This is a genomic window from Vibrio sp. Vb339, assembly GCF_902751245.1.
Taxonomy (GTDB): Bacteria; Pseudomonadota; Gammaproteobacteria; order Enterobacterales; family Vibrionaceae; genus Vibrio; species Vibrio coralliirubri.
In genome coordinates, this window is the sequence record NZ_CADDIS010000001.1 from 1582300 (window position 1) to 1597804 (window position 15505).

At 46.0% G+C, this 15505-nt stretch carries 12 protein-coding genes and 1 pseudogene; 6 read left to right on the forward strand and 7 right to left on the reverse strand.

Annotated elements, in window-relative coordinates:
• Positions 1-9 precede the first annotated feature (9 nt).
• Complete coding sequence (locus HRQ85_RS06900) at positions 10-465, reverse strand: hypothetical protein (RefSeq protein ID WP_172379125.1); 456 nt, start codon at positions 463-465, stop codon at positions 10-12.
• 464 nt (positions 466-929) lie between these two features.
• Here HRQ85_RS06900 and HRQ85_RS06905 point away from each other — a divergent pair, with 464 nt between their 5' ends.
• The 6 genes from HRQ85_RS06905 to HRQ85_RS06930 all read left to right on the forward strand — a co-directional run bounded on the left by HRQ85_RS06905 (position 930) and on the right by HRQ85_RS06930 (position 6476).
• Positions 930-1304: a c-type cytochrome gene (locus HRQ85_RS06905; RefSeq protein WP_172379126.1), complete on the forward strand. Its 375-nt coding sequence runs from the start codon at positions 930-932 to the stop codon at positions 1302-1304.
• Between the two features lie 37 nt (positions 1305-1341).
• Positions 1342-2766, forward strand: a complete 1425-nt coding sequence (gene ccoN / locus HRQ85_RS06910) for a cytochrome-c oxidase, cbb3-type subunit I (protein WP_172379127.1) — start codon at positions 1342-1344, stop codon at positions 2764-2766.
• Complete coding sequence (locus HRQ85_RS06915; protein ID WP_172379128.1) at positions 2767-3381, forward strand: cbb3-type cytochrome c oxidase subunit II; 615 nt, start codon at positions 2767-2769, stop codon at positions 3379-3381.
• Positions 3378-5534, forward strand: coding sequence for a cytochrome c (locus tag HRQ85_RS06920; RefSeq protein ID WP_172379129.1), 2157 nt, complete (start codon positions 3378-3380; stop codon positions 5532-5534). The genes HRQ85_RS06915 and HRQ85_RS06920 overlap by 4 nt, the downstream gene beginning before the upstream one ends.
• Before the next feature lie 267 nt (positions 5535-5801).
• Positions 5802-6029 (forward strand): PAS factor family protein, encoded by a 228-nt coding sequence (locus tag HRQ85_RS06925; protein WP_004730426.1) that lies wholly within the window; start codon positions 5802-5804, stop codon positions 6027-6029.
• Between the two features lie 264 nt (positions 6030-6293).
• Entirely contained in the window at positions 6294-6476 is a 183-nt protein-coding gene (locus tag HRQ85_RS06930; protein ID WP_004730424.1) for a hypothetical protein, read from the forward strand.
• A gap of 169 nt (positions 6477-6645) precedes the next feature.
• On the opposite strand, the gene HRQ85_RS06935 is transcribed toward HRQ85_RS06930, so the two are convergent.
• The 6 genes and pseudogenes from HRQ85_RS06935 to HRQ85_RS06960 all read right to left on the reverse strand — a co-directional run bounded on the left by HRQ85_RS06935 (position 6646) and on the right by HRQ85_RS06960 (position 15497).
• A complete protein-coding gene (locus HRQ85_RS06935; RefSeq protein WP_172379130.1) occupies positions 6646-7938 on the reverse strand; it encodes an alpha/beta fold hydrolase in 1293 nt (430 codons plus the stop codon).
• A 333-nt stretch (positions 7939-8271) separates the two neighbouring features.
• Positions 8272-9009 carry a DUF3726 domain-containing protein gene (locus tag HRQ85_RS06940; protein WP_172379131.1) on the reverse strand — a complete coding sequence of 246 codons (738 nt, stop codon included), beginning with the start codon at positions 9007-9009 and terminating at the stop codon, positions 8272-8274.
• Positions 9006-10807: pseudogene (locus HRQ85_RS06945) on the reverse strand (hypothetical protein). Before HRQ85_RS06945 ends, HRQ85_RS06940 begins: the two are co-directional and overlap by 4 nt.
• 229 nt (positions 10808-11036) lie before the next feature.
• Positions 11037-12644, reverse strand: coding sequence for a BCCT family transporter (locus HRQ85_RS06950; protein ID WP_172379133.1), 1608 nt, complete (start codon positions 12642-12644; stop codon positions 11037-11039).
• 229 nt (positions 12645-12873) lie between these two features.
• The gene (locus HRQ85_RS06955) at positions 12874-13869 is read right to left on the reverse strand and encodes a membrane dipeptidase (protein WP_048608578.1); all 996 of its coding nucleotides are present in this window, start codon (positions 13867-13869) and stop codon (positions 12874-12876) included.
• Positions 13870-14036: 167 nt separating this feature from the next.
• Positions 14037-15497 carry an aldehyde dehydrogenase family protein gene (locus HRQ85_RS06960; RefSeq protein WP_050650528.1) on the reverse strand — a complete coding sequence of 487 codons (1461 nt, stop codon included), beginning with the start codon at positions 15495-15497 and terminating at the stop codon, positions 14037-14039.
• Between the last annotated feature and the right edge of the window lie 8 nt (positions 15498-15505).

A 15505-nucleotide genomic window follows, 5' to 3' on the forward strand; every position in this document is an offset into this window, starting at 1 on the left:
AATTAGCCTCTACAGGTGAATATCACGAATCTGCCAAATCATCTTGGCATGGAAATCAGGGGTATTGGTCTCAGGGTTCGCAGAGATTGGATATATCAACCAATAAGGGCCTTTCTCTCTCACAGACATAAACTCACCATTCTTTTTGATCGCAATGATGGGTTCATAGGTATCGAAATCTTCTTTGGGCACGGCAATTTTGTAGTCATTCAATGCCACGAAAGTGACTTGCGGTGATATGGGTAGATCAATATTTTCAAGCACTGTTTGCAACGTCACACCGCTATAAACGGTCAGACCCTCAACCCATGGCAAGATGGTGGTAATTTCTGTCTGAGGAAGTGTTAGGAGTTGTTCTCTACTTAATGCATGCTTTTTTCCGGAGTGGTCGAACACAGTTAACTCTGAGGCTGCAAAAATCGAAAACGAGCAAAACCAGAGCACAAACAGGAATACAGTTCTCATTCTAAACTCCATTTAAAAAGGTCACTAATTTGAGTCTAGCCTAAAATGACCATTTAACTTGTATCGATGCCACTCGGATTGAACGGTATCACTTTGTGCCAAGCCCCCAGCATCCACCAAGTGTTATCAAGCTCTCTGTCTCCCTTTCCTTTAGTCCTTCGACCTCCACAATGGCTCAATAGTGCTGCCGCCTGAACATTACCTCTCGACCGTCTAGCGATAAAAACACGTATTTTGAACGTTAGAAGTAATCCAATAACCCCTATGAATACGTATCAAACAACAAAATTAACAATAAATATGAGTAAGTAAGTAGCGAGAATGCTGGTTGATGCATAACCTTTAATCGAACGTAAGCAGCTTTAAGAGACCTAATAACGAGTTCCAGTCGTTTCTACTTCACCAGTTGATCTCGTGCGTTGATCTTAAAAAGCTTACTCATTTCATAATCAAGGGAATCGAGAATGAGTTTGAACATAAAAAAATTTAACCCCATGGCGACACTTTCTACCCTGGTAATGACGCTGGTCATGTTTCCTGTTTCTGCTGAAGTTAATCAAGAACAATTCGAGTTAGGTAAACAAAAAGCCAAAGTGTGCATGACTTGTCATGGCGCTGATGGCATCTCAACGCAAGATCCCTACCCGAACCTTCGCGGTCAAAAAGTGGGTAATCTCATCTCCTCACTGAAAGATTACCAGACTCGAGAAAGAACCAGTGGCTTAGCGATTCTCATGCAACAACAAGCTGACACGCTCTCAGACCAAGACATTCGTGACATTTCCTATTTCTATTCAGTGCTCGGCAACGAAGCAAGCTCGCTCAGCGATTCAAATTAAGTCAGCGATTCAAAATATCTAGGCAAGGAGCCTTGTTATGGAACAAGTGACAACGCAATACAGCATTAAGGTCGTGAAGTACTTCATCATCGCATCCTTAGTGTGGGCGATTGTAGGTATGATCATCGGCGTGATTCTCGCCGCGCAATTATATTGGCCAGTCTTAAACTTTGATTCTCAATATTTCCAATTTGGTCGACTGCGCCCGCTACATACCTCTGGAGTAATTTACGGCTTCGTCGTGAATATCTTGATGGGGACGTCTTTGTATATTGCCCAGCGAACAGGCCATTGCGACTTGTTCAATAAAAGCCTTTCATGGATGGTATTTTGGGGCTGGCAATTCATCCTGTTACTTGCGGTCATTTCCTTACCCGCAGGCCACACTACCTCAAAAGAGTATGCGGAGCTTGAATGGCCAATCGACTTAATGATTGTGTTGGTTTGGGTGCTGTATGCGGTGTTGTTCTTTGGCACCCTTGCAATGCGTAAGGTCAGCCATATCTTCGTGGCTAATTGGTTCTTTGCTGCTTTCATCATCGTCGTTGCAATGATTTTCATCGTGAACAACCTTGCGATGCCTGTGTTGGCGATGAAGTCTTACTCTGTGTTTGCAGGCGCTCAAGATGCGATTGTTCAATGGTGGTGGGGACATAATGCTGTCGGCTTCTTGCTGACCGCTGGTGTGATTGGTATGAACTACTATTTCATACCTAAAGCGGCGGATCGACCTATCTACTCGTACCGTTTGTCTGTGATCCATTTCTGGGGCTTGGTCGGTTTTTACACGTGGGCCGGAACGCACCATTTGGTTTACTCTTCCGTTCCTATCTGGATTCAGAACATCGGCATCGTGATGTCATTGATCCTGTGGCTCCCTTCTTGGGCGGGTGCGTTTAATAGCGCAATGACCCTTCTTCAAAACAAAGAAAAGCTGAAGTCCGACTACATTCTTTTATTCTTTTTCTCAGCGATTCTTTACTACTGCTTGGCAACATTCGAAGGCCCGCTACTTGCTATTCGCTGGTTCAACATGGTGGCACACAACACCGAATGGATCATCGGCCACGTACATTCCGCAGCACTCGGGTGGGTTGGAATGTCAGGGATAGCTGTTTTTTACTACTTCATTCCGCGCCTGTGGGGCCAAACCGATCTTTGGTCACGACGACTGATTAAGTGGCACTTCTGGCTTGCTCATGCCGGCGTCGCCATTTATGCGATTGCGCTTTGGGTCGCGGGTATCGGTGAAGGTTATATGTGGCTCGCCCAAAATGAAAATGGCGAACTGATATACAGCTTTGTAGAGGCTATGGACTTTAAAGCACCTTGGTTGTTCTTACGATTCTTTGGTGGTGCGCTGTTTGTTCTGGGTTTATTCCTAATGGCATTTAACTTATTTAAAACCGTTCGTATGCCAGTAGTACATAACGCTAAACACGCCGTTAATGAGGGGGCTTAAATGATGAGTAAAGACTTTACACATTCAATCGTCATTTTAATTTTGACCACTGTTGTCGTCGCTTCCTTCTCTCTGTTGGTTTGGGTTGTGCCCAGTATTGTCCGCGGAGACGACATTGCCAAAGGCAGTTTAGCGATGCCACTCACACCTCTTGAGTTAGCAGGACGAGACATTTACATCAGTGAAGGCTGTCATGTGTGCCATACACAAATGGTTCGCCCTCTAGAGCCAGAGGTGAAACGTAATGGTCGCCCGAACCAAGAAGCAGACGATATCTATGAGTTTCCTAATTTGTGGGGCTCTAAACGTACTGGCCCTGACCTCACTAACTTAGGTAGAAAGTATTCTGACCAGTGGCATGTTATTCACTTGATTGATCCTCGAAAAGTCGTACCGACCTCGATCATGCCCTCTTACCCGTGGCTATTTGAGCAGACTCTGACTGGCGATGATATTACCGCCAAAATGGAAGTGTTACGTACCTTAGGAGTGCCTTATACCGATCAAGAAATTGGTGACGCCCGTTTGCAAGTAAGAGGCAAAACCAAAGGTGAAGCGCTGATTCGCTATTTACAAAGCCTAGGTAAAGATACGTCACAGGAGGTATCAAAATGAGCACATTCTGGAATCTATGGGCGGTACTCTTAACCTTAATATTCTTTGTTCTGATGGTATCGGTTATCGTTAAATATTGGCGTAGCAATCATAAGGCCGATCACGACCACACCATTGGCACCTTTGATGGGATTGAAGAGAAAGATGCGCCTCCACCTAAGCTGTTATTTGTCAGCTATGCGGTCGCATTTCTTTTATCTGCAGGCTATTTGGTGCTCTACCCTGGGCTTGGCGAATGGGAAGGCTTAGTCGATTGGGAACAAAGCGACGATAAGCTCAGCTCACCATCCACCACTCTCAATGAGCAATTTGCACAAACCAGTGAAACCACGTTAGAAGGATTAGCTGCCGTCCCAGAGATCGTGAACAGCGGTAAGATTCTGTTCCAAACTCACTGTGCCGCTTGTCACCGAGATAATGCTCAGGGACAAAAGCACTTTCCTAACCTGATAGACCAAGAGTGGCTCTATGGGGGCAGTGATGAAGCTGTGATTCATTCGATCGCCAAAGGTCGGAACGGTGCTATGCCAGGTTGGAGCGAAATCATGCGCCCCGACGAAGTGGCTAAGGTTTCTTACTACCTAGCGTCTCTCAACCAACGCCATACCGATGTTCCAGAAGTAAAAGTTAAAGTCGGCAAAGAGCTGTTTGTAAAATACTGCTCGTCTTGTCACGCTGATGGTTCTGTTGCGAACCCAGCGATTGGCGTACCTGATCTCTCAGACGACATCTGGCTTCATGGCGGCAGTATTGAAGAGATTCAGCACACCATCAATTACGGTTTGAACAACCTAATGCCTGCGTTTGATGTGCAGCTCAGTGAGAACGAGATACTCGCGCTTGGGGCTTATATCCGACACGCTGGTGAAGTGGAGCAACAAAGGCTCGCAAGTTTGAAAGCATCATCTTTTGAGCGCGGAGAATATCTCGCTTACGCTGGTGACTGTGTGGCTTGTCATAGTGCAGAAGGTGGCGAACCCTTTGCTGGCGGCCTGCCCTTTGTTACCCCCTTCGGCACCGTGTATTCAACCAACATAACGCCACACACCACCGAAGGTATTGGGACTTATGACTTCGATGATTTCCGAGCGGCGTTAGTCGCAGGTAAAGGCAAGAATGGTTACCTGTACCCTGCAATGCCTTACACCTCTTATCAATACCTGACCGACCAAGACATGGTGGATTTATGGGAATACATGCAGTCAATCACCGCCGTGCCGCGACGCAATGATGACAACAGCATGATGTTTCCATCCAATATTCGCTTAGGTTTGCTTGGCTGGAACATCGTATTCATGGATACCGACCCTATTGATTACGAAGTACCAGAAGAGCTTAAAGGAGAAATTGAGAATGTCGATAAGTGGCAGCAAGGCAAATATTGGGTCGCAGGACTTGGTCACTGTTCGGAGTGCCATACGCCACGAAACATTGCCCAAGCACTGATACCAGAACGTATTTTCCAAGGTAACTTGATTGACGGTTGGAACGCGCCTGATATCACAGCTAATGAGCTCTATGTCGATGGTTGGGATGAAGCAACACTTACCGACTTTTTACACACCGGACATTCAGACAAAGGCACCGCTTTTGCGGGTATGGCTGATGTAGTGAAAAACAGCCTAAGTTTGATGACACGTGAAGATATTGAGTCGATGTCCTATTACCTACTGAGTGGGGATACCAACAACACCATTGCCAGTGATGCCGTTCAGTTACAGCCTAAAGGGTTTGATGAAGCTGCGTATGCCAGTGAAATCTACACCACGTATCGTCAAACTTGTGGGGCGTGTCATGGCGACGATGGTAAAGGTCGTGACCCAATCGCGCCGACTCTGTTGAATAACGGTATTATCATGCACAGCGACCCATTCAACACCATTGCGGTAACCGTACGTGGCTTGCAACCCACCTATCTCGACAAAGACCGAAACTTCATGCCGATGGCAAGTTTTGAAGATGTATTGTCGGATCAACGCTTAGCTGAGTTAATCACGTTTGTGCGTTTAAACCTTGGCGACCGAAATGAACCGGTCACGGCTGAGCATGTTAGAGAGGTACGAGAAACACTTGAAGCAGCAGGTTATGCGGGCGGATTACACACCACGCCTGAAATGTACGAAAATCGAGATAAGAACATTAACATACGATAGACGCTGTAGCTGTGCGTAGCCGATTGGCTCAATACGCAGCGAACAGCACGTACCTTTTATCTTTGCCTAACAAACCAAAAGGAGACCACAGTGTCTCCTTTTCTTTTGCCCAAACCCAAGTTTTCGATACTTTGCCGCACAACACAATTGTAACTAACTGATTACACAATTAAGCAGAGCTGCACATAATGCGATCAATCTCGCAGAACAAAGATGACACCAAGTGCATAATATGCAAAATTTTCTAAAGATGTACTAAGGACAGTTATGGATACAACTACACTCATCTACGATACGTTGGAAGGCCTATCGAGCGCAAAGCCACAGCAACACGCTCAAATCCGCCAAAATCTATATAACCAATTAGATTTATCATTTGAGAAGCAGTTGGCTTTGTATTCATCAGTTCTTGGTCCAGCAAGTGCTGGTAGATTGACCGATTTGGATAGTGCAGTGATGTCTGCACGCAAGATTGTTGGCTTAGAAAACAGCTAAGCAATCTTCAACCTATCTCAACTTTAACGCTGCCATCGTGCAGCGTTTTTTTATGGCCGTTATTTACGATAAGTAAGGTTGGTTACGATAAATGCTGTTAATTGCGACAAATACGGTTAAGTAAGATAAGTGCAATTAGGTCTGTTTTTCAAGTTACACGCATTCTCATTTGGTTAATCTTATGTTCCATTTTTAACAGGTGTGTAACCACAATAATGGCGCTAATGTTAGTAGCACGTTAACCACACATCGGATGGAAGAATCATGAGAGTACTTATTGAATATACACAGACAGGCAAATACCGTGATCATGCGTGGGAAGCATTAACGATTCGTTCAAAAGGCGAAATTCAAGCTGTGACTCCCTCTTATGCGGCTCAGCTTATCGAACAGAACCGCGCCAGCTTATCGACCACTGAAAATCAAGATATCGTCATCCAACCTTAATGGCTTCAAGGGCTACCCCTCCTAGTTCCTTAAATCGAATAGTTCGATGGCATAAAAAAAACGCTGCACGGATGCAGCGTTTTCTTGTTTCTGGCGTGCCTTGTCTCTAACGTAAAGAGCTTCTAACGTAGATAGCTTCTAACCTAGATAACCTACGCAGAGAAGTTGATTATTTTGGCAAGTTTTCTAATGCATCAACCATCGCCATTAGCTTATCGACGATTCGTTCACCATCCACTCTCAAACCATTGTGCTCATACTCGTTGGTAATCCACGCTTTCGAGTTTGGAATATTAGCCAGTGTTTCGCGGCTGTAATCCAGCTCTACGTACATGTCATCTGCGTAAACCGCACACGCCATCGGAACCGTATTCTTGCTCAGCTGCTCAGCGTTGTACAAAGTACCCCAATCGGCTTTTTCAGCTAATAGATTGGCTGCTTCACGCAATGGCTTCAACGTTTCTAGTTGATCGAACATCCATGGGTAGACCATTTCTCCGGTAAACCAGAACTCACTGCCCGATTGGTAGTTGAAGTGTGGGTACTGCTCACGAACTCGATGTGCAGACCAGTTAGACGCTGTACCTTGACAGTAAATCGATTCATGCAAGATTGCGTAAATTGGGTTAGTTAAGTAACCCTGCTCTTGCTGCATTTGGTTTAGGAAGCTGTAGCTCAGCTGTCTGTTGCCGTTCACTTCAACAAAAGCACTTTCCAGAGTGAAGTACATAGGAAGGTTCGCTTCACCGCCACCAAGGTTAATGCCAATAAGTTGAAATTGCTCAACCGTGAACACCTGTCCGTTTGGCAGTCTTACGTCGTTGTTAAGCAGGTAATCAGAGATCTCGCGGCACGTGGCTTGCGCTTGTGGGAACTGAGCAAAGAAGGCTCTGTTTTTGTCTTCCACACGCTTATATGTCGCACGATAAACATCGTCAGCTTCTCGCTCGATAGACGGAATACCGCCCGTCACGTAGCAACGTTGCAAGCTCTGTGGAAACAGTGACAAATAGCTCAGTGTGCAGAAGCCACCAAAGCTTTGACCAATCGTCGACCATTGCTTAATACCGAACTGCTCACGAATCGCTTCCGCATCACGAACGATGTTGTCCGCTCTGAAATGCGTTAAGTACTCAACTTGTTGTTCTGGAGACAAATGCGCCAAGGTTTCATGGCTGATAACCGTGCTGTTGCCTGTACCACGTTGGTCTAGAAGCAGAACACGGTAGTTTTGTAATGCACGCTTTAGCCAACCCGATTGACCACTCACGCGTGGAGAAGGAAAACCTGGGCCGCCCTGAAAGTAGATCAACCACGGCAGCTCTTGATCATCTTTAGCGAGATCAACCAGCTCACGTGCGAAGACTTGGATCTGTTGTCCATCTTTGGCTTGATAATCAAGTGGCAACTCGAAAGAGTGCTGACGATACAGGGTGGTTCCATCAATAAAGTTAGCTTGCACGCTTCATTCCTTTTTTATCTGATTCTAAAGTCATCGGTACGAATAAAAATGGCGCCCTTTGGCACCTGACTTAGCAAGATACGCATACTAGCTTGTAAATGAAACCGTTTGTTTAACATGATTGTGAAGGTGCTTCATCTAATTGCTTAATTTACCTTCAACGCGTAACAACTTGTGTCAAAACAGAGAGTTTAGGTGTGATCTATTGAGAGGAAGAACAAAAGTAGAACACAAATAAAAAGAGCTTAACGAGGTGAGGATACGTTAAGCTCTTTGGTTTTATCTGTTGTAGCGTGTGTTATCAATAATGCTATCAATGCACTAAGCACTAAATTATGAAGTCGTTAGCTCCCCTGCACCTTGAATCGAACGCTGGCTGCTTTCGACAAGAATGGCCGTTGCGGTTTCTTTCAACGCGCCCCACTCTGCCTCATCAACTTCAATGCCATCGTTCCACGCTTTCTCTTGAGTTTTAAAAAGCGCTTGTGACTCAATGTGTGTTTGGTAGCCATCTGACAAACGTTCGATATCGAAATCCTGGACGGAAAGTTCGATGGTCATATTGTGGATATGTTCGTCCGATGTCAGTGGCGAATCTGATAAAAACAGTTCTGGTGCAACGCAACCACGGTTAAGCACATACAAAGTACTCTTAGGATTTGAGCCGTTATCCCAACGTGCGGTACACGCGATGCCTTTCGCTGCGAGTTTCACAAGCTCACTGTACGCTAACCAGCGGTTATGGCAGTTATTTAGCTCGATTTTCAGTGTCTTTTTGCCGACCATCTTTTCAATGGCATAATCCATCACCACAGGAAGATGACACGCTAAGCTCGCCTTATGCAGGTCCACTTCAACTGTGTTGTCGCTTGTCACTTGGATGTCTACAGGGCAATCGTCTTCTAGCCCCATAAAGTTGCTCGCGTTGTTAAAATGACGAACACCATCCAAGCCAACCATTTGTAAATCTGCCACCATGTTCGCTATCACATCGGCTTCACCACATGTACGACGCATACCCAAAAAGGCTTTATTAACGGCCGCTACCAGTTCATTGTGAGAAACGATCATAACGATTTACCTCCATGTTGAGCGTTGATATGTGTAGGAACTTTATTTGAGTCAGCGATCTCCGCTTCACTTGGTAAGATTGGGAACACCCATTCGTCCTGATGAATTTCATCAAGCAGCGGTGCGCCTTGAAAAAACGTCACTCGAACCCAACGGTCTGAGCGAGGATCAAACTTAGTCGCACCAAACATTGCTAGCTTACAACGCAGTAAGTGCATTGGTGGCGAATCTTGGTGCAACACATTCATTTGAATGTCGCCCATTGCTTTGTTGCCTAACGTCCATACACGGCGTGCAATTGCACGGTGTTGTGGCTGCTTAACAAGGAATTCAGCCAATGAAAGCTCTGGCGCGAATTGCAATAAAGCATGGTACAAGCGGTAAGCTTGACGGCCGATATCTAACGGCAGTTCACGCTCTTCGCCTAGTTCCTCGCCTCGAACACCGAGTCTTGGCTCTTCTTTGTCCTGAGAGCGATACCAGAACCAGTAGTTGTTTTCTGCTTTCGTAAAGTCAGTCGTGATCGCCCAACGGTACTTTTCTTCTAACACAACCAATAGGTCTTGGATCTTTTTGCCACTAGGAAGCGACAGTGTTTCGCTACAATTCATTTGCTCTTGATGGGCGTCCACTAATTCTGGGTACAATTCCATCAAGCATGAGATAAGAATTTCTTGGGCTTCCATACTCATGTGCTTAGATTGTTCAACTAACTGCGCCCATGTCTCGCAATGGTTCACAGAAGCTTCTAGTGACTGTTCTGCGTGTTTCAACTCATCAACAGCGGCTTTGTTCAGCTCTTGTTGGTTTTCATTGATGGTAACAACTTGTTCTAAATGACAAATCGCTTTTTTAACGTATGTACGTAGTGGCTCGATCAACGCCGCATCAGTCTGACTAGCCAACACGTCCGCCAATGCATGCTCACGTGTTGTCATCCATTGATCAACAATACTTGGGTGGTTAATAAGGTATGGCGCCATGCCTAAACCAGTCGCATTACCAACACCAAGGTAACGCTGTAATCCTCTGTGTAAAGTGATTGCTTGTTCACCGCCCTGTTGCTCGGCTAGGTAATGAACCCAATCTAGGCTGAACTCACGCAGCATATAAACCGCACACATTTGCGCACTAAACGACTGATTAAAATCTTCATTTTTCTCTAAGATTTTAAAGTCAGCAATACCAAATTTTCCATTACCGTATACCGCTGTCGTTCGCAGGATGTAACCCACTTCAGCCAGCTCTTTTGGCGTTGGTTGAACACCTTTAGCCAAGTGACTAACGATATGTTCAAACACACGTACACTTTTATTTGCACGCGCCAACACAAGCACGTTATTTGGATTACGGCCTGCTTCTTGAAGCGGTACATTCGCACGAAGTCTTTCAAGTAGGGCGACATCAACATCACCAAGAACAAGCGCAAACGTTACGTCCCACTTTTCAGCAATTACACGGTCATTTCGTTCGTCATCTGCAATCTCATCGCAGAAAACAACCAAATGATAAACATGGTTTGGCGTCGCAAGCTTATAGATAACATGACCAAAACCTTGAGCGTCTAATTGCCATTCATGTTTCGTCACTTTCCATTCTTGCTGCGCCATTTTACGAATCAGAGTTCTAACGAAGCTGATACGTGTTTGGTGCATTGCACCTAGCCTTTCCGGTGCCATGACGACAGTCGCGTCACGTAGTGCTGATTCAGTGTAGGTAGAACGATGTGCATCCATTTGCTCACCACCTTATAGTTATAGGATTTTGCTAGCCATTCAGAACCGATCGTTGCCATCATTTGAAGCATTCGTTGTTACAGTGTGTTGGTTAGCTTTCACGTTATTTGGGGCAAGCGATCTCACCCCTTATTATTTGTCCTGACTAGATCGATTGACCTAAATACGTGCCGCCCGATGTATCTTCACCAGTACGGTTTTTCTGTTCCTTTCGGAATCTTGCATCAGCCTTCTTTCAAAGGCTGATTCGTTCTTGTTTTACAGAGCCCTTTTGTTTAAAAACCCTGCTCTCTAAAAACCTTGATCTTTTGCCATCTTGATTGCGATTTGAGGCGCATTCCAAAGTGATGGCAGCAAGATTAAGGACACCGGTACCGCGGTAATAACAATGAAGGATTGCAGCGCTGAAATACCGCCAGAACCTAGGGAAATCAGAATTAACGCTGTTACCCCCATCATCACACCCCAGAAGGTACGAATAATTGCATTCGGCTCTGTCTCACCACTGATCACCACACTGATGGTGTAAGTCATTGAGTCACCGGTCGTTACGATGAAGATCGTGGTTAAGATCAAGAACAGAATTGAGATAAGCATTGGCATTGGTAGCTGCTGAGTTACCGCCAGTAGCGCACCTGGTAAGTTAAAACCTTCAAACGCTTTACTTACACTGCCTGGATCTGCGATTTCGAACGCAAGACCAGAGCCGCCAACAATCGTGAACCAGAAGCAAGTAACAAACGGTGCAATCAAGCTAATGGTTGATACCAATTGGCGAATACTACGACCGCGTGAAATACGTGCGATGAAGATTGCCATCATTGGGCCGTAACCTAAGAACCAACCCCAGAAGAATACTGTCCACCAGCTCAACCAACCTTCGTCACCACGGTATGTTGCCATCGGGATGAAGTTATCAATCATGCTGCCTACACCTTGGATGTAGCCATTGAAGATGAAGTTCGTTGGGCCAAAGATAAGGATGTAAACCATCAATGCCATCGCCAAAATTACGTTGTAACGGCTTAGCATTTGCATTCCGCGGTTAAGACCACTTAATGCCGACAGTGTGTAAAGAACGATAGCGAACAAGATGATGATCAGCTGTGTTGTGAAGCCATCTGGAATACCAAACAGTTCGTTCAGCGCGTAGCTCACTTGCAAGCCCAAGAAGCCGATAGGACCGATGGTGCCCGCCGCTACAGCGACAATACAACATGCATCAATCAGTGCGCCTGTATGGCCTTTCAGTGCTCTTTCACCTAATACAGGGTAAAGCAGAATACGAGGTTTAAGCGGTAAGCCTTTGTCATAGTGAAGGTGCATAACTACGATAGACGTTAAGCTGCCCACAATTGCCCACGCTAGGAAGCCCCAGTGCATGAATGACTGCGATAACGCGTTCACTGCACCTTGCTGTGCGTTCTCTTGAGCACCATATAACGGTGGTGGATTAACGTAGTGTGCGATAGGCTCTGCTGCCGCCCAAAATACACCGCCACCCGCAAGTAGCGTACAGAAGATGATAGCCATCCAACGGAAGCCATCCATTTCAGGTTTAGCAATACCACCTAGGATAACCTTGCCTGTTCGCCCTGCCGCCAGGCCAAGACCAATAAGAAAAGTCAGAAGAAGAAGCATTTGCCAATAAGGACCGAATACTTTTACCGACCAAGCAAAGCCTGTGTTTACTAGGCTTGATAGCAGCTCGCCATCAAATAAAGCAAGCGTTACGAACAGAGCGATAAAACCGCCGCTGTACCATAGTGCTGGGTTGGTAAGTCCTAATTTGTCTGAAGTTGATTCAGACTGGTTTGTGTTACTTGTTTTATTACTTGTTGTGTGTGCTTGACCCGCATTTACGTTTGAAGATTTCACGCTATTGGTTAAATCAGACATACTCTGACTCCAGAGGTTTCTTTGCAGCTGTCATTTGAATGATGACTACAAGGGTGTATTTAACACCCGCCCTATTATTTTTGTGTTGGGCAGGCTAATCCATGTTTGGGTTACCGCGTTGCGAAATAGACCGTTGTTCCTTTTAAATAATGAATTTGATTAAAGCAGCACTGACTAAATGAACGTCTGTTAACAGGCTGCCTATTAGATGATGACTAGTGAGAAACGCTTAACCCTTGCTTTGCGGCTCTAGGCCATCTTTCAAGAAGTTAAACCAGTTTTCTCCCAAGACTTGCCCAGCTTCAGACTCACTGAAACCATGACGCATCAATCCGTTATAAATATTTTCCATACCCGAACTACCACAGAACCAAGGCAGTGCATCTGGCCAACCTGAGTTGTTTGCAGAACCTTCGCCGTAGTCCATTGCCTTCGACCAACGACCATTTCGCATCCACTCTAGAACCGCTTGAGGCTGGTTTAAGCATAGGTCACTGCCAATTCCTAGGTGCTCTACGCCGACCATGTCAGCCGTAGTCGCAACCATCTGGCAGAAGTCTTCCAACGTACATTGGCTGCCGTTTGGTAAGTGAAATGGGTATAAGCTGAATCCGATTAAGCCGCCGCGTGCGGTTAGAGCTTTAATCACATCATTTGACTTGTTTCGTAGTGCATCATGAGCAAACGTTGGGTTCGCATGGCTGATACAAATAGGACGAGAAGACAGGTCAATCGCTTCAAGCGTTGAACGCTCCGCACTGTGAGACATATCGATGATCATCCCCACTCGGTTCATCTCTTCGATCGCTTGCTTACCGAAACGTGTGATACCGGTGTCGTTCTTCTCGTAACAACCCGTCGCCAATAAGCTCTGGTTGTTGTAAGTAAGCTGCATGATCAAAAGACCTTGCTTGCGCATCACTTCGATAAGACCAATCTCATCATCGATTGGAGAACAGTTTTGAGCACCAAGGAAAATGCCGACTTTGCCGGTCGCTTTTGCAGTTTCAACATCCGCCATTGAATGAATCGGCATGATAATGTCTGCATTCTGCTCGAATCTTAAATTCCACTCAGCAAAGCGAGATAAGGTTTCACGAGCTGTCTCGTGGTAAACCGCGGTAGCGTGAACTGCTGTAATGCCGCTCGCCTTTAGTGTTTGGAAATATTCTCTGTTCCAATTGCAGTATTGCAATCCATCTATAACAATCCGTTGCTGGTACATAACCACTCCTATTGAAAGCTCAGTGTTCTAGCTCGGTTTTGAAAACACGCTCAAATAACATGTTTTCAAAAATGGGTTAAATCACTTGTCTAAGTTCGTTTGCTGCTTTGGTTTGGGTGTTGGCCTGACTCTGTGAATCAGGCCAATTCTTATCAATAGAGAGCTGACTAGTAAGGACGCTGGTAAGCCGTCTTCACTACTGTGTAGAACTCTTTCGCGTATTGACCTTGCTCACGAGGACCAAAGCTAGACTCTTTGCGGCCGCCAAATGGTACGTGGTAATCGGTGCCCGCTGTTGGTAGGTTCACCATCACACAACCTGTTTGCGCTTGTTGCTTGAACATTGCGCTCGTACGTAGGCTTTGAGTAATGATGCCACCCGTTAGACCAAAGCGAGTATCGTTGGTTGTCGCAATCGCTTCTTCTAGGTCAGCCACTCGAATCACGCTAGCCATTGGCGCAAACACTTCTTCTTGGTTCACTTCCCAATCGTTCTTCGTGTTCAAGAACAGCGTTGGAGACATGTAGAAGCCTTCGTGTTTCATGCTTAGGCGTTCGCCACCAAATGCTAGCTCACCGCCGCTTTGACGTGCTTTCTCAACCCAACCTAGGTTCGCTTCAAGTTGGTTGCCGTCAACAACAGGGCCCATGAACACGCCGTCTTCTAGTGCGTGACCCACTTTCAGCTCGCTCATACGTTTGATTAGTGCTTCAACGTATTGGTCGTGAATGCCATCCATAACCACTAGACGAGAAGATGCTGTACATTTTTGGCCTGCGCCAGAGAACGAACCTGCAATCGTTGCATCAACGGCTGTTTGGATATCAGCATCGTCAGCAACCACAAGTGCGTTCTTGCTGCCCATCTCTAGTTGGCAACGAACGAAGTTTGGCGCTGTAGCAGCGGCAACCTTACGACCCGTATCAACGGAACCAGTAAAGCTCACACCATTCACTTCTTTAGAGTTGATCAGTGCATCACCGACTGTTGAACCGCTACCCAGAACAAGGTTGAACGTGCCTGCTGGGATACCTTGACGGTGGATAATTTCAGTAAGCGCAACCGCACTTGCTGGTGTTAGGTTTGCTGGTTTCCAAATAACGCTGTTACCGAAAGCCAGTGCTGGAGCGATTTTCCAAGCCGCTGTTGCCGTCGGGAAGTTCCAAGGAGAGATGATGCCAATAACACCAACGGCTTCACGAGTCACTTCAACAGAAACGCCTGGGCGAACTGATTCTGCGTTGTCGCCAATTTGACGAAGCACTTCAGCCGCGAAGTATTGGAAAAACTGACCTGCACGGTAAATTTCGCCACGACCTTCAGCAAAAGGCTTACCTTCTTCACGAGAAAGCAACGTACCCAACTCATCACAACGTGCAATCAGCTCATCACCAATCGCTTGAAGGACCGCTTGCTTGCGTTCAATCGGCGTTTTTTCCCACTCTGGTTGAGCGTGCTTTGCCGCTGAAATCGCTTGTTGAACTTGTTCAGCACTTGCTTGTGCAAAGTTACCGATGTTTTCAGAAATATCTGATGGGTTAATGTTCGCTACGGTGCTTACACCCGCTTGCCATTCGCCGCCAATGTAAAGTGCGTTTTCTGCTTGAACATTCTGTAATTGAGTCATCATTCTGT

Bases quoted from the DNA above. Each gene is read 5' to 3' on its own strand.
- HRQ85_RS06905 (WP_172379126.1), top strand. From the start codon at position 930: ATGAGTTTGAACATAAAAAAATTTAACCCCATGGCGACACTTTCTACC.
- ccoN (WP_172379127.1), top strand. From the start codon at position 1,342: ATGGAACAAGTGACAACGCAATACAGCATTAAGGTCGTGAAGTACTTC.
- HRQ85_RS06950 (WP_172379133.1), bottom strand. From the start codon at position 12,644: ATGTCTGATTTAACCAATAGCGTGAAATCTTCAAACGTAAATGCGGGT.
- HRQ85_RS06925 (WP_004730426.1), top strand. From the start codon at position 5,802: ATGGATACAACTACACTCATCTACGATACGTTGGAAGGCCTATCGAGC.
- HRQ85_RS06920 (WP_172379129.1), top strand. From the start codon at position 3,378: ATGAGCACATTCTGGAATCTATGGGCGGTACTCTTAACCTTAATATTC.
- HRQ85_RS06940 (WP_172379131.1), bottom strand. From the start codon at position 9,009: ATGATCGTTTCTCACAATGAACTGGTAGCGGCCGTTAATAAAGCCTTT.
- HRQ85_RS06915 (WP_172379128.1), top strand. From the start codon at position 2,767: ATGATGAGTAAAGACTTTACACATTCAATCGTCATTTTAATTTTGACC.
- HRQ85_RS06930 (WP_004730424.1), top strand. From the start codon at position 6,294: ATGAGAGTACTTATTGAATATACACAGACAGGCAAATACCGTGATCAT.
- HRQ85_RS06900 (WP_172379125.1), bottom strand. From the start codon at position 465: ATGAGAACTGTATTCCTGTTTGTGCTCTGGTTTTGCTCGTTTTCGATT.
- HRQ85_RS06960 (WP_050650528.1), bottom strand. From the start codon at position 15,497: ATGACTCAATTACAGAATGTTCAAGCAGAAAACGCACTTTACATTGGC.
- HRQ85_RS06955 (WP_048608578.1), bottom strand. From the start codon at position 13,869: ATGTACCAGCAACGGATTGTTATAGATGGATTGCAATACTGCAATTGG.